The 16,043-nt window shown below is 50.1% G+C and carries 10 protein-coding genes; 1 reads left to right on the top strand and 9 read right to left on the bottom strand.

What is annotated here, in order from left to right:
• Positions 1-29: 29 nt before the first annotated feature.
• The 8 genes from R3B84_04005 to R3B84_03970 all read right to left on the bottom strand — a co-directional run bounded on the left by R3B84_04005 (position 30) and on the right by R3B84_03970 (position 13,547).
• Entirely contained in the window at positions 30-6,671 is a 6,642-nt protein-coding gene (locus R3B84_04005) for a cadherin domain-containing protein (GenBank protein MEZ6139715.1), read from the bottom strand.
• A gap of 39 nt (positions 6,672-6,710) precedes the next feature.
• The gene (locus tag R3B84_04000; GenBank protein MEZ6139714.1) at positions 6,711-7,763 is read right to left on the bottom strand and encodes a TIGR03032 family protein; all 1,053 of its coding nucleotides are present in this window, start codon (positions 7,761-7,763) and stop codon (positions 6,711-6,713) included.
• A gap of 367 nt (positions 7,764-8,130) precedes the next feature.
• Positions 8,131-8,640, bottom strand: coding sequence for a hypothetical protein (locus tag R3B84_03995; GenBank protein MEZ6139713.1), 510 nt, complete (start codon positions 8,638-8,640; stop codon positions 8,131-8,133).
• A gap of 168 nt (positions 8,641-8,808) precedes the next feature.
• Positions 8,809-9,897: a beta-ketoacyl-ACP synthase III gene (locus R3B84_03990; protein MEZ6139712.1), complete on the bottom strand. Its 1,089-nt coding sequence runs from the start codon at positions 9,895-9,897 to the stop codon at positions 8,809-8,811.
• A 22-nt stretch (positions 9,898-9,919) separates the two neighbouring features.
• Positions 9,920-11,272 (bottom strand): hypothetical protein, encoded by a 1,353-nt coding sequence (locus R3B84_03985; GenBank protein ID MEZ6139711.1) that lies wholly within the window; start codon positions 11,270-11,272, stop codon positions 9,920-9,922.
• Positions 11,273-11,399: 127 nt separating this feature from the next.
• On the bottom strand, positions 11,400-11,708 hold the full coding sequence (gene rplU, locus R3B84_03980; protein MEZ6139710.1) for a 50S ribosomal protein L21: 309 nt from the start codon (positions 11,706-11,708) through the stop codon (positions 11,400-11,402).
• A 252-nt stretch (positions 11,709-11,960) separates the two neighbouring features.
• A complete protein-coding gene (gene folK / locus R3B84_03975) occupies positions 11,961-13,223 on the bottom strand; it encodes a 2-amino-4-hydroxy-6-hydroxymethyldihydropteridine diphosphokinase (GenBank protein ID MEZ6139709.1) in 1,263 nt (420 codons plus the stop codon).
• 102 nt (positions 13,224-13,325) lie between these two features.
• The gene (locus R3B84_03970; GenBank protein ID MEZ6139708.1) at positions 13,326-13,547 is read right to left on the bottom strand and encodes a small basic protein; all 222 of its coding nucleotides are present in this window, start codon (positions 13,545-13,547) and stop codon (positions 13,326-13,328) included.
• A 110-nt stretch (positions 13,548-13,657) separates the two neighbouring features.
• Between R3B84_03970 and larA the strand changes: the two genes are divergently transcribed.
• On the top strand, positions 13,658-14,944 hold the full coding sequence (gene larA / locus R3B84_03965) for a nickel-dependent lactate racemase (protein MEZ6139707.1): 1,287 nt from the start codon (positions 13,658-13,660) through the stop codon (positions 14,942-14,944).
• A gap of 246 nt (positions 14,945-15,190) precedes the next feature.
• Here the strand turns inward: larA and R3B84_03960 are convergent, their stop codons facing one another.
• On the bottom strand, positions 15,191-16,021 hold the full coding sequence (locus R3B84_03960) for a hypothetical protein (protein MEZ6139706.1): 831 nt from the start codon (positions 16,019-16,021) through the stop codon (positions 15,191-15,193).
• Positions 16,022-16,043 lie beyond the last annotated feature (22 nt).

The raw sequence follows: 16,043 nt of genomic DNA, 5'->3' as shown, positions 1-16,043 counted from the left end.
TGCGAATCTCTTTCGAGTTTCCATCATTGTTAGTTCACAGTCACCAGGAACGATTGCACCACCGTGCTGCTGCCGTCGGTGGCATAAACTGTTACCAGGAAGTTACCTGCGAAGTTCGTATCCCAGTTCAGGGTCAGGATATTGCCCGCGATACTGGTCGTTACCGGTGGGGCTGTCGGTGCGGTGGCTCCACTGAGAAGTTCCGGTGAATTGTACACATTTGCCCCACCGTAGATCGGGTCGTTGAAGTCTGCCACGGGTGTCTGGGCCACGGTGGTCAGGTAATCAATGCCGTTCCACGCATACAAGCGATTGTTGGTGGCTAGTACGAAGAATTGCCCCAGATTATTAATGAAATATTTCTCATTAAAGCCGCGTGCGTTGAGGCCGAACGCACCACTGGTGATCCCCAGGCGGGTCTTATCCTGGAATAACTGGCTGTATGGCAGCACCTGCGCAAGCAGAGTGATCTGGTCGCCGTCCGCATCAGCAGGCACCAGATTTACGGTTGTGGTCCCCGCTGCCGAAGTACCAAAGACGTTGGCAATCGGCTGCAAGGTGGGTGCCTGATTCGGCACAGTCAGAATGAATTCCTGATCCCCGCTCGACGCACCGTCATTCAAGGTGGTGGTAATTTTCACCGCACCCGTGAACGCCACGTGGGGGTTCAGATTCACATCGCCTGTGGCACCGTTGCTGGTGGCGACAATCGCACTGACCTGCCCACTGTTGGCGTAAATCTTTTCAGGATTTTCGTAAACATCGACACCGACGTTAGTTACGAGAACACTGCTTTCAATTGTCCCACGCCAGGCCAGCAGATCGCCGTTCTGCATCAGCAGGTAGTAGCCCGCACCTTGCGGATTGCTGCCATTGGTGCTGATGAAGTATTTTTCCTGCTGCCCACGAATATTGAAGCCGAAATCGGCTTTCGTCAGGCCATATCGGTCTTTCAATTCAAACAATTCATCTTCAATAAATTGTGGGCGAGCCTGCGTCAACTTGCTGGGGTCTTCGTACGCACCCGTGCCCACCAGGCTGGCGATCGGCCCACGTGCCAGGCTGGTGTTGAATTGGAAACCGTCCCACGCGTAAAGCTGACCGGTTGGCATTAAAAAGAAGAGTTTGCCTCCCAGCGGATTGCTGCCATTGGTGCTGGCAAACCACCATTCCTGCTGACCGAAGGCGTTCTTCGTGTATGGTGCCGCCGTCAAACCGAATTGCAACTTCACATCGTACAAGGCCCCACGGTTGACATATACCGTGGCAGGTGAACCAGGTAACGCATTGAACAGTTGAGCGGGATTGTTTGTTACAGTCGGGTTGTTGTAAGGTGCCAGATTGAAGTCTGCCACGGGAGTCTGCTGGATCGTGGTGGCAAATGAAACACCATCATACGCAAACAACCGATTCCCATTCGACAGCACATACAAGCCGTTGTTAGAAGAATTACTGCCGTTCGTGCTGGCAAACCACCATTCCTGCTGACCAAAGAAGTTGTAAGCGTATGGTGCGACCAGCCCCAGTTCCGTCTTCAGGTCGAACAGCGGGTTATAGGTTTCGGCCTGCACCTGGATTTGCCGTAATGCGGTATCAGGATCGCCATCGGTGACGGGCAAGGTCAGGTCAAGGCTGTCCACATTGTGGTTCAGCGTCTGATTGCTCACCGCACCAATGGACGGTGCGGTATTGTTGACTGTAAAGGTAAACTCTTTTTCGGCGGTGGTGGTGCCATCATCGGCCAGCACCGTCACCTGCACTGTACGGTCGAAGCTGGGCACTGCGCTCAGAGTCAATTCATCATTGACCACATTCGCTGTCAGGCCAGGAATCAGTGACAACGATGCATTCGTTAACAGGGAAGGATTGGCATAAACATCACCCAGGCCCAGTGCGGTGAAGTCTGCTACCAACGTCCCACCGGTGGCAGAAACGCCGTTGAACTTGATCAGCGTATTGTTCGGTAACAGCACAAAGTAGTTAAATCCAGCCGGATTGCTGTTGTTGGAACTGGTCAGGTAATATTCCTTGGCCCCCTGGAAATTAAAACTGTGGGCTGGCGTCTTGAAGCCATACTTTTCCTTCAATTCCACCAATGGGTTGGCACCCACGGCCAGAGGATTACCTGTCGCGCCGGTCAGCAGTGCGGGATGATCGTACACAGAAGTGGTACCAGGCTGCCCGTACGGATAACTGTTAAAATCTGCCACTGGTGGGTTCGCAATCGAAAGTGCAATCGACCCACGCCAGGCGTAGAGGGCGTTGTTCGGCATCAGAATGAAATAGCCCGCACCCTGGGGGTTACTGCCATTGGAGCTGAGGAAGTACTTTTCCTGTACCCCACGCAGGTTGAAAGTGTTGGGCAACTCTGGATTCGTAAGACCATATTGCTGCTTGATGGCAAACAATGGATCCAGCAGAGTAACGGTATACTGCACCTGGCCAGAGGGCGTGGGGATCATGTCGGACAGATCGAATGTACCCACCCCACCGTGCAGCACCGTCGGCGGCGAAATGGTGATCGTGGCTTGTCGCGTAAACGGATTCAGTGCATCATCATCCGTCACCGATACTATCAACTGGTATTGCATTGTTGCATAAAAATCAATCTGAGCAGCATCCACCAGCGTCAATTCGCCCGAGTTACTATCCAGTGCAAAAATGCCCGCTTCATTACCAGAGACGATATTGTAGGTCAGCGTCTGGCCCGCATTCGGATCGGTGGCCACCACATTGCCAAGAACTGTCCCATCGAGAGCGCCTTCAAAGAGACTGAATAATTGATTGGCAATGACAGGTGGGTCGTTGATATCGTTCAGATTGATGGTAATGGTGGCTTCATCGGACAGTTCTGGTGTGCCATTGTCACTTACGAGCACAGTCAGCGTAAAGGTGGTTGTCGTTTCAAAGTCAACAGCGTCGGTGTTTGCAACAGTAATTTCACCGGTTGCAGAGTCGATCGCAAACGCACCACCAGTATTCCCGGAGGTGATTTCGTAAGTCAGTGACTGGCTGACATCGCTATCACTGGCATCTACTGTACCAACAACGGTTCCTGTCGGAAGATTTTCGTCAATCGTGAAGGTATCATCATTGGCGACGGGCGGGTCGTTACCATCCTGCACATTTACTGTAATCTCTGCGATATCGGTCAGACTGCCTGTGCCATTGTCGGTAACGGTCACTTCCAGATTGAAAACCTCAGCAGTTTCAAAATCAATCGCGGAGGGAGTGGCTACTCGAATCAAGCCTGTGGTGGGATTAATCGAAAACGCATTGCCTGTATTGCCCGATGTAATGGCATAGGACAATGTCTGCCCATTATCTTCGTCGGTGGCAGTCACCGTTCCCACAATCGTATTTAAAGAACTGTTTTCAGCTACGGAAAAGGTGTCATCTACCGCCACCGGGGCTTCGTTCAGATCATTGACATCGATCGTGATTGTCGCAGTGTCCTGGAGATTCCCGGTATCGGTGACACGTACGACCAACTCAAACTGTGTGGTATCTTCAAAGTTCAACAGACTGCTGTTTGCAACGGCAAGTCTGCCCGTAGAAGTATTCAGAGTGAATGCACCTGCTTCGTTGCCGGAAAGAATGGCATAGGTCAGGTTGTCGCCTACATCGGGGTCAGTGGCTGCAATATCCCCAACAATTGCATTGTTCGGGCTGTTTTCATCAATTTCAAACGTCTGATCGTCGATCGTCGGTAGTTCGTTTACATCGTTAAGATTGATCGTAATTTCAGCTTCAGCAAATAATTCATAAGTATTGGTGACGCGAATAGTAAGTGCAAATTGCGGAGTAGTTTCGAAGTTGAGTTGTGAAGCATCCGCAACGTAGATTTCACCAGAAATTGCGTTGATCGAGAAGGCACCACTGTCATTACCCGCTTCGATACTGTATGTGAAGCTATCTCCCAAATCTGGTTCGCTGGCATTCACTGCGCCTACAATGCTGCCGTTGCTACTGTCTTCATCAGCATCGAAGTTCTGATCCGGAATCTCTGGTTGAGTACTGAGTTGATAGCTCCAAAGTTCTCTTCCAATTTTGTCCTGTGTTGCTGCAAACAGTAAGTAGTTCCCGTTAACGGCAAATGAGTCTGGACTGCTGCTGCTACTTCCCAAAGCAATATCTGCCGCCAGGACAGTGCCAGCTTCAGTACCATCCGATTTCCACAATTCAATACCATGTACACCATTATCTGCAGTGAAATACAGGATTCCGTTTGCATTAAACAAATTCGATATGTCAGAATCGCCGCTGCCTGGCCGGATATCTTTAACTAAAACTGTACCAGTTTCGGTACCATCCGATTTCCACAATTCAATGCCATGTACCCCGTCATCTGCAGTAAAATAAAGGATCCCGTTGACATCAGTTAGTTTAGAAAGATAAGTCCTCTGAACACCCAAACGGATATCCTTGACCATGATAGTACCAGATTCTGTGCCATCAGATTTCCATAACTCTCCTTTTGAATTGAAGAAGAGTGTCCCATTAACATTAATTAGATTATCAATAAAAGATGTTTCGAACCCGGGTACAATATCCTTTAGCATCACAGTACCAGTTTCTGTGCCGTCGGATGTCCATAACTCCTTGCCATGAATGCCGTCGTCAGCAAGAAACAGCAGCGATCCGTTCAATTCTGTTGGCTCCAAGAAATTTGAACTCGATAATCCATTATTGATAACCTTGACTATGACAGTACCTGCTTCAGTTCCATCTGATTTCCATAATTCAAATCCACTTATGGCATTGTTGGCACGAAAAAAAACGGTGCCGTTTACATTTGTCAAGTAACTAGGATTTGAAGATACGTACAACCCTGGTAGGATATCTTTGACCATAACAGTACCAGTTTCCGTGCCATCTGATTTCCAGAGTTCTCGACCAAATTGGGAATTATTAGCCGCAAAAAATAATGTTCCGTCTACATCAGCTAGTCCAGTAGGGGTCGATGATCCTGAAACTTGGATATCTTTGACCATGACAGTACCAGTTTCCGTGCCATCAGATTTCCACAATTCAGTCCCATTGGATACATCGTATGCTCGAAAAAATAATGTACCATTCACATTTTCTCTAACAAAAGGATTGAATTGAATTCCTCCAATGCTCCCCTGCACGATATTCTTCAACATTGTGGTACCAGCCTCGGTGCCATCTGACTTCCACAATTCATAACCATTAATGCCATCGTTTGCACGAAAAAAAGTATAATCACCTACTGTATATAATCCACTTGGTGACGAGGGAGTACCGACCAAATCGGCCACCAATGCGGTGCCAGCCTCGGTGCCATCTGACTTCCACAATTCATAACCACTAATTCCGTCATCAGCGGTGAAAAACAGTGTGCCGTTCAAGTTCGTTAAATTTCTGGGTTTACCACTCAAATTTCCCTGCCGAATATCCTTCACGCGAAGTGTGCCACTCTCGGTGCCATCAGATTTCCACAATTCGGTTCCATTTGCGAAGTCAGTAGCCACAAAAAACAATGTTCCATTGACATTCGTCAAATGAATTGGATTTGATGATCCAAATCCTGTAAAGATATCTTTTACAAGGACAGTACCAGCCACAGTTCCATCAGATTTCCACAACTCAGCTCCATCAGTGCCACTAGTTGCTTGAAAATAGAGTACTCCGTTTACATCCGTTAGTTCTTTTGGATCAGAATTGCCACTGCCTAAATTGATATCTTTGACAAGAAGTGTGCCACTCTCGGTGCCATCAGATTTCCATAATTCATAACTATTTACACCATCATTCGCATAAAAGAACAGTGTATCATTTGAATTTGTTAACTTGCCAACGTATGAACTCTCTATGCCAGGTAGTATGTCTTTGACAAGGATTGTGCCAGCCTCGGTCCCATCCGATTTCCACAGTTCTCTACCATTCACCCCATTATTGGCACGAAAAAAGAGTATTCCACCAACATTTGTTAAGTATTCTGGATCTGAAGAAGCGTTCCCGACACGAATATCTTTTACAAGGACAGTGCCAGCCTCGGTGCCATCTGACTTCCACAGTTCTCTCCCATTCACCCCATTATTGGCACGAAAAAAGAGTGTACCGTTTACATTCGTGATATATTTGACATTGAGAACAGAATTGACGAGTACGGTGCCTGCTTCAGTACCATCAGTTTTCCACAATCTTCCTGATACATTGAAAAACAGAGTACCATTTAAGTTTGTGAATTCGCTAAGATTCAAATTGCCTGATCCTAAATCCTTAACGAGTACGGTGCCTTCTTCAGTTCCATCGCTTTTCCATAGTTGTTTACCATTAACTCCGTCATCGGCTTCAAAAAATAGGGTGCCGTTGAGATCGAATAATTGGCTTGGAGAAGAACTATTAGTGCCTTTGTTGATATCTTTTACAAGAATTGCACTTGCCTCAGTACCGTCAGTTTTCCAAAGTTCCAATCCAGAAGTTGGTGTATACAAACTAAAGTAGATGATATCACCAATCTGAATTATCTCGCCTGGGTTGGAAGATTCAGTAGTTGCTGGATTGATATTCTTCACCAGTGTTGCAGAAGGGGCGGTGCGGTCTTCCAGACATTCCACTTTTAATCGTCGGTAGGTAGTCTCATTTTTCCGAACCGGATTTGCCCACAGCTTCTTCCATGCTGCTTTCCAGTGATGATTTGCCATGAGAAATCCTCAATAATACCTGATTACTAACAAACAACTTTATTTTGCAACTGGCACGAGCCAAATCTGCTGCGTGCCATCATTATTCACATCTACTCCCGAGATCAGTGGCATCTGATACCCTGGAAGGAATTTTGCTTCGAATATTTCGTCTACGCCGCTGTGGAACGTAAGGCGGGCAACTGGTTCACCACTTTGCAGATCAACTACAGCAATCCCTGAAACAAGTTGATCACGTTGCTCGGCAATGGGCAGGCCGCCAAAGACATTGGTTTCGCGGATGCGGGAAAGACCAACCACAGCATATCGACCCCAACAATCCATTCCGCGCGTGTAGCCAGGGACGCGGGTGATTGGCGTGATATTTCCAGTCCCCAGATCGATGGTACTTAATTCACCCAGCCCAGAGTTCAGGAAGAACAATCGCTGCTGATGCCAGCGAGGGGAATGGGGCATGCACAGTTCTCTTGCCAGCACCTCATTCCGGGTTACATCGATCAGCACCCCACCTTGGGCTTTGTTTTCACGCCAACAGTTGGGAGAATTCGTTTCGCCCAGTGCGGTCACGAACCTTGGCCCGGTTTGATCAACGGCCATTCCATTCAGGTGGCACCGATCGCCCACTGCCAAATCAGAAATAAACGGAGGTTGCCACTCTGGCGTAAAATGATGCCCCTCGTTCAGAGTACTCAAGCAGGAAAAAAGAGTGTTCACCAGCCAGATTTTGCCCTGACATTCAGCAATTTCGTGACCCATGATCGGGCCCGTGTAGTGGCTGCGGGTCGCCACAAGGGCCAGATCATAAGTGTTTGCTGGCTCGATAGTTGTGGCTAATCCGGGCACCGCATCCAGAAACCACACCTGGTTGCTGGTGCCAATTACAAGGCCTTTTGACGTGCGTGCCAGCCCCATCGGACGGTCAAATTGGTGAAAACGGATTTCTAACTTGCCCTGGTGCGACCCCACACTGACAACTTTGCCCGCCTGATAGGTGCTGAAAATAATCGATAATTGATTTTCTGCAAGCAACTCCGGCAAATTCGCCGTGTAATTGAAGTTAATCTCTTGCAATTCTGGCTGTGTTTCGGGCATCTGTAAGTTTTGTACAGTACATAACACCTAAGAGGCTAATCAAAAACGCCTGCAAAGGCAAGCAATTTTCCCCATCCCACGTGAAATACAACTACTAAAATAAGAAAAATCCCATCTCCAGACTCCTTTGTCTGATATTTTGTACACATATAATATATCCACGTGTACAAAAAATAATGTTACTTTGTTCGCAAAATGCTACATATGAGTAAATTCTCATCTCCTTAAGTCCTTTGTGGAAAATTACTTACGTCATGAAAAACTTTTTTGTGAATTTTTCCAAAATCGCAACCACCTGCAAAGAAAGTGGGGGATTTTTGAAGTGATTTGCTGGATGATCGGCTGAAGAGAATGCCTGGTAGAACCCTCAGCAAAGGTTGTGGGCGAACAGCAATTGCCACTCGAGTTGCTGCACGGCGATGGCCGTGTGTTCTTCTTTGGTGCCCATGTCGCGGTGGCGTTCGCAAAAATCGATGAAATCAAACGGTGTCGAATACTGATACCCCACCGTGGGGGCGATTTCGCGTAATTGTTGCAGTACCGGGTGGCTGCCCACGCGATGGAACCAGTATTTTGCATTACCCGCGTCCGGTTCTCGTCGGTGCATGATTCCGTGCCAGAACGATCCGGTACTGGAATGAATTTCCTGACTGATTTCGTGGGATTCGTCCAGAAAATTGTGCAGCAGCCACAGTGCAGATCGGCAGCACTCCTGTGCGTCAGAGGTCAATACCGACGTGCAGACAGGATTTGACGCAAGTTCTTTCAGTAACGGCAGTTGGGCGAGATTCTTGCTGCCCGGTCCTAAAGGAATTTTCGGAAACGGTTCCACCAATGGTAAAAATTTGCTCGAAAAGGATGCTGGCAACCAGGTCATGAAGCCCCACGCTGGAAGGTTGTGTTGATTGGCGGGGCCGCAGGATAAATCACCGTGTAGAAAGTGCGTCCCTCGTCCGAATCACAAAGTACTGAAACAATTACTGGTTAAGGAATCATAATACAGATACCTATTCAGTATTTTTCAGCATGAAATTGATCAGAACCATTACCACCGCATGATGGCGGTGCCCCACGTGAGGCCGGCACCAAAGCCACTCAGGAGGGCCGTCTGGCCGGATTTCAACGAGCCCTGGCGGATTGCCTCATCCACTGCCAGTGGGATAGACCCACCCGAGGTGTTGCCATACTTTTCCAGGTTGTGGAATACTTTGTTCCTGGGGATGTGCAGCACATCAATGGCGGCGTTGATAATGCGGATGTTCGCCTGGTGTGGGATAAACAGGTCAATTTCTTCCGATTTCAAACCAGTATGGCTAAGCACATCCTGAATGGTGTCGCACAGAATATCGACTGCCCAGCGGAATACCGCCCGACCATCCATGTACATGTACTGCAAACCCTGTTCCAGGTGGGCTTCCTGTGGGGGAGTTCTGCTGCCACCGGAAGGCCGGCAGAGTAATCCCCCGCCAAAGCCATCGGAACCCATGCTGTAACTGAGAATCCCCTGTTCAGGAGAGCCACGCGTCAGCACCACGGCACCTGCACCGTCACCAAACAGTGGGTACGTTTTGATGTCGTCGGGATTCAGAATACGGGAATTACAATCCGCACCGATAATCAGTGCGGTATCGCTTACCCCTGCCACAATATAGGCGGCACCCGTGATCAAGGCGTACATGAAACCGGCACAGGCCGCTTCCACTTCAATCGCCGGGCCAACGGTGCCCAACCGATCCTGCACAATACAGGCGGTGGAAGGGAACGACATATCAGGCGTAAAGGTGCCCAACACCATCAGATCAATGTCTTTGGGTGTCAGTTGGGCAGATTTCAGTGCCTGTTCTGCAGCTTCAATTGCCAGATCGCTGGTTGCCTGGTGGGGCAACGCGTGCCGGCGTTCGTAAATGCCGGTCCGTTTGACGATCCAATCGGAGTCAAAGCCAAGACGTTCGTGTAAATGGTCGTTCGATATCACCATGTCAGGAACATAGCTGCCTGTACCCACCACCTGCACACCCATCAAAGAACGGCATGGAGGTCGAGGGGACTGACGATGTTCTGAACTGGTATCTTCGCGCGACTCCAAGGTAGCTGCTTTCGTCCGCATATTTTCAGGGGCGATTAACAAGTTCATCGGTAATACCTTCCTTAGGTAATTAATTCTGACGATCGAATCCGTGAAGTAAGCAATCCGATAGTACCAGGGAGGTCGATGCTGTGTCAGTGGTGCGTAAAGAACCACCTTGCAACCCAGGCCGGAAGGCTCCTACCACTTTGGGACGAAAGCTCGCATCAAAATGGAGTGTGTCAGACTCGGTATATTGTAGGCGATACGTCACAAATTGGAGAGACCAAATTAATCTCTTTTGATAATGTTGGTACTTCTCCAGGTCTGGTCGTTCCATTTGGCGAATCACCTGGCAGGCATGAATCAACACTTTGGCACCTTCCGCACTGCTGATGGTGGGTGGGGAATGCAAATTTTCCCATTCGCTTGTAAAGCCACCTGCCCAGTGATCGCGATCCCGGCTGGAGGCATATTGCTGGGTGATCACTGCGTCAGCTGCACGAAAAACAGCATTCTGTATCGTTTCATCCCGCACCCACAGTCCCGCCAGACTGCACGCCGCAGACATTCGAGCGTAGTACACAAGGGTGCGGCCTGTGACTGCTTTCTCATAATACTCTAATGCTTTTTTGAGATTCACCAGTAACTGAGTGTCTTTACCATCAAAGCTTACCAGCATTGCCTGATATGCCAGAAACGCAAATTCTGCCTCAGTTACCGTCGCGGGTGCGTTGGGATCGCAGCAAATTCGACCATCCCCGCGACTGGAAGCTGCGAGAAACCGAGTTAATTCCACTGCTCGTGCCTGTAAATCGGTGCTGGGGTTGGGCAATTCCGCAATCGCAAGCGCCAACAGTGCTGCAGAACCAATCGGATCGCACTGGGTGATCGGGATTTGCAGTGTCGACCGCCCACCTTGATTGTTCAACGTGGTGCTACCCAGTTGAGCCAGAATCGCCTGCGATGCCAGTGCATGGAATCGCTGTTCGCCAGTGCACCGTGCGGCACGTGCCAGAGCCCATGCGGCAGTCGCCTGCTGATGAAAATGATCATCCTGGGTGGGGATACCCAGCGATAAATTAATGCCCGGGATGAATTGACCACTGACCTGAAAGATCTCATCTTTCCCCAGCCAGACAAAAGAACGGCGACAGGCGTGCAGTAATTGTGTTGTAATCGGATTCAGATTTTGGGAATCAGTGGGGAAGCTTCCCACAAACCGTCTGGTATTCGTGGGTGCGGCAGGTGCGGCGATTTTTGGATCAGAAATCGGCGCAACCCCTGCAACAGGAATTACTTGTGGATTTTTTTGATCGGGTGTTTTCAGAATGGCATCCGGCAATTTTCCGGGTGGGGTTTGCCCACCTGCGGTGCGGAAACCAGTATAGCCAATCACAATAAGTGCTACGATCAGCGTAGCCAGTATGATGTAAAATCGCACGTCGAGCCTCCCTGCTGCAACTACAAACGCCCACGTCACACAGAAATGAGTGAGAAATTAATGAGTTTTCTCACCCATGGTGGGTGTCAATTCGCGTCCGCTGGGGATTATGGCATACAACGGGCAGTTATGACAAGATCGATTCGATTTGGATTTCGACGTATGGCTGAGAATGGCCGGTCAATCGACGGTAGTTCTTACGGCGACGGAACTTCTGGATAACCACTTTGTCTTTTGGCTGACCAATGACTTTGCCAACAACCTTCACACCTGCAACCTGTGGCTGGCCAATCTGAACGGTGCCGTTGTTGACGGTCATCAGAACATTGGTCATTTCTACAGTGTCACCCACGTTGACATCGCGGTGGTCAATGCGAACCACGTCGCCAACGGCAACTCGAAACTGGCGGGAACCATCAACAAAAATTGCGTTCATGGACGCACTACTCCGGAAAAAAACTTCAGGAAAAACCTGTTTGTAAATAAGTACTGTGGTTTGCCCACTTCACCTGGTTAATTAGGTGGCATGTCAGGCCAAATCCCACCATTTTCATTGGGAACGGATTCCCAGTAATGACATGTAAGGCTATGAATCCCAAGAAGTTTTGGCAAGCACGATTGGTGGTTTTCAGAATCCTGCCACCAAAACAGTTGGCTGATGATGGCAAATGGAAATCTTCATTTTCCGTTACAACCGCACCGCACCACCATTCACTCGGATGGTTTGCCCTGTAATAAACCCGCTGGTGGGATTGGCCAACCACAGTGCGGCCTGGGCAATATCCTGCGGAATGCCCCACCGTTGCAGTGGAGTTTCCTGTTCCACCCGGTTGTGCCAGGCATCGCTGGTGCCTTCACCCCATGCCGTTTTGATCCACCCTGGGGCAATGTTATTCACCCGGACCTGTGGGGCGAGACTGACCGCCAGCGATCTGCTGAACGCCATAATTGCTGCCTTGGTGGCTGCGAATAGTTGCCCACTGTCGCCTTCCATGCCAGTTTCGGCCTGATCCCAGCCGATGGTGATGATCGATCCCGAGCCGCGGTGCTGCATTCGTTGTCCGAAGTCTCTACACAGCAAGACGTTAGAGCGAATGTCCATCTCGAACAGTGCCTGCAGTTTGGTTTCGATATCCCACGTGGGTGCGTCCCCTGTCAGCAGATCAACGCCAGCATTGTGGACAAAAATATCCACCGGACCGTGGGCCCAGACCTGTTCTGTAAACGTGCGACATCCGGCACCCGTTGCCAGATCCTGCACAATGGTGGTTGCAATGTAGCCGTCTGCGGCAAGTTCCTCGGCGAAAGAGATTAATTTTTCCTCAGATTTGCCGGTGTGAATGATCAGCTCAGCACCACTCTGGGCGAAAGTGTGGGCGATTGCTTTGCCAATTCCCGATGCCGCACCAGTCACCATGGCACGCAGGCCAGCAAGCGGTAACTGCTTTGACAGTAATGGCTTGGGGAAAATCTGCGGGAGGTCTTCTTCCGGCGGCAATTGATCCGACATCTGTGCGATTGTCAGGCCAAGTTGTGGGTGCTGCCACTCGGGCACCACGTCGGCTGCAGGTTGCAGGACAAAACGCCTTAACTGCATTCGCGGGTGAGGAAGCAAGGGATCGCGATCTGTTTGAACCAGATCTCCATAGAAAATCAGGTCGAGATCGATGGTACGCGGGGCATCCTGGACAGAGCGAATTCGCCCTAAGTCCTTTTCAATAAGTAACATGCGCTGCAACAGATCTTCCGGCGACAGCGTGGTTTCTGCCAGCACGGTGGTGTTCAGGTAGGCACCCTGGTTGGCAGGTCCACCGACGGGTGCCGTTTCGTAAATCTGGCCCCACTTCAGCACGCGAAGGCGGGGCAGTGCGTGCAATCGTTCACCCGCACGTTGCAGGTATTGGTAGCGATCGCCCAGATTGGAACCCAACGCGATGAGAACGGTTGCCATAAGCCAAGCGCCGAAAGTGAGAAGTTTGAACAGTGATCAGAACGAAGAAAGCCACCATAAAGGTGGCTGAAAGCTGCAAATTTTGCCCACTCGCCCCAAAAACTACTTTTTCTTCTTGCCCTTCTTATCTTCTTCCGGTGCCTTTTCTTTCTTGGCTTTCTTCAGCACAATTTTCTGCACGCGGGTTTTGGGCAAGCCGAAGGGGCTTTGGCCGTCCTGCCACTTTTCCGATTCTTTCATGGCCGTAATCCGCTCGGCTCGCGTCAGCACACTGCGATTACTGTTTGATCCACGTTTCCGCTTTAAAGACTTATCGATAGACATAGTATAACACTTTATAGGTGTATCGAAGCGATGTAATCGCGTTCCATTAATGAATTCGCTATTATAGGAAGGAAAGAAATCTGGCAAGCGGTAAACAGGATATTCTGGGCATGAAAGTAACGCTCGATTATGGCAAAACGGGGCTGGATGTGGAACTGCCCACCAAAAACGTGGTGGGAACGCTGACGCTTCAGGATGTGGCCCCGCTGGCCGACCCGTTGGCCGATCTGGAAGCGGCTTTACAACACCCGATCGGTACTGCACCACTGGCCACGTTGGCAGAAGGGAAAAAAAGTGCCTGCATCCTGATCTGCGATATCACGCGGCCTGTGCCCAACCAACTTCTGTTACCACCCATTTTGGGAACGCTGGAAGCAAGTGGCATCCCACGGCAGCACATTACGATTCTGATCGCCACCGGGCTGCACCGCCCCAATGAAGGTGCGGAACTGGTGGAATTGGTGGGAAAGGAAATTGTAGATAACTATTCAGTTATCAATCACCACGGCAAGGAACTTTCTGAACACACCTATCTGGGCAACACGCCCAACGGTGTACCTGTCTGGATTGATACCCGCTATCTGGAAGCAGAACTGAAACTGTCCGTGGGACTCATTGAGCCCCACATGATGGCGGGGTACTCAGGCGGCCGAAAACTGATCTGCCCAGGTATTGCCGGTCTGGAAACAGTGAAAGTATGGCACAGCCCACGCTTTCTGGAGCATCCCAACGCCGAGAATGGCGTGGTGGAAGGGAATCCTGTCCACGAAGAGAATACCCGCATTGCAATGATGGCGGGGTGCGACTTTATTGTGAATGTCTGCATTGATGGCCAGCGCCGCATTACCTGGCTGGGTGCGGGTGACATGATTGCAGCGTGGGAACGAGGAGTCGACTTTGTTCGCCGCGTGGTGAAAGCCGGCCTCGACCAGCCCGTGGATATCGTGGTTACCAGTGGCGCGGGCTATCCTCTGGATACCACGTTTTATCAATCGGTCAAAGGAATGATCGGTGCGTTGCCCATCATCAAACGTGGGGGCACCATTATTATTGCTGCCAGCTTAACTGAAGGGATCGGCAGCCCGGAGTTTCAGGAGATCATTGCCGACAATCCGGATATTGAATTGTTCAAAAAGCGGATTATGGAAACCGATTATTTTGTGCTGGATCAGTGGCAACTGGAAGAACTGGCGAAAGTGCTGGCAAAATGCACGGTAAAACTTGTGACGAATGGCCTGCCTGCTGAGAAGTTACAAAACTGTTACATTGAAACAAGCCCCACGGTGGAAGTGGCCGTGACAGAAGCACTGGCCAAACACGGCGCCGACGCCACGATTGCAGTGATCCCCAAAGGGCCATACGTTCTGCCGTACCTCACGGACAGGGCTCGGGCATAAAATAATGAGAATTGATTATTTTTATCGCATTTGTAACATGCTTACCCCATAATCATCGCAAACATTCCTGCTGCGCCAGCGTCAGATGAAATCCCATCCCCACCGTCTCCTTCATTGGATGGCAGCTCGTTATACACGCGGGTGATCCAGTAAGGGCCCTGAAATTTCACCACTCGGAACCAGGCTGGCAATTTTTCGTAAATGCTTTCTGCAACAGTAACTTCGGCATCAAGGTAGCTTGCAAGATCAATTTTTCCCGGATGGTTCGTAGGTGCTGCACGATTTTGTCATCCATCGTATTGATTGGCACACAGCAGGTATAGACACTGCCCGGGTCGTGCGAATCCGCACCCCAACATCTTTCGATCTTCTGGATCGCTCGCAGATCGGGCATTCGAAGTTATCGAATGTTCTTCCCCACTTTTGGGCTTCCACCACCAGGTTCAGGAACGTCACCAGCTTGTTTGTGGGCTTTTTGTCCATTTTTTGAAATTCCCGCAATTCCCTTCTCGACCAGCGGCTGAGGCAGAATGCTAACGGTCGATTCAATTGATCCGCATCGGGGATTTTTTCTTTCACCGCATCACGAAACAGCGGGTGCAACAGTTTCAAGGCAGCTTTCCACTGCCCATCAAGGGCATTTTCGCGGCTTGCCTGAAAAACTGCTCGCCACGAATAAGGAACGCGGGTTCCTTCCCCTGTGGGCCACCATTCTTCCAGAGTGGCCCCGAAATCGACGCGAGGCGCCTCCGCAGCACCGCTACCAATGCTGTAGGATTCTACCTCCCGCTCAGGTGCTTCCCCACGACAAGCCGCACAATATTTTCCGGCAGCCGCTTCCGTTTCGGTAAGCAGATGCCCACAGCAATCACAGGGGATTTCCCGCCTGGGTGCTGGCTTTGCTGGTGCGGACTTTGGCAGCGGGGGAAGTGGGGGAAGTTTTGGCTCGATCGGGGTGAGATTTGGCACCACTTGCACATGTTGGCACTGAGTGCAGCGAATCCGCTTGCCCACGTGGGCCTGCTGGACCTTCAAACGGGCCTGACATTCTTCACAACGGATTTCAAATGTTTCCACGGCGATACCCTATATCGGACAG

It is taken from the genome of Zavarzinella sp. (assembly GCA_041399155.1).
Taxonomy (GTDB): domain Bacteria; phylum Planctomycetota; class Planctomycetia; order Gemmatales; family Gemmataceae; genus JAWKTI01.
The sequence above is the reverse complement of the archived record's forward strand: the minus strand, read 5'-3'. Positions and strand labels throughout refer to the sequence as shown.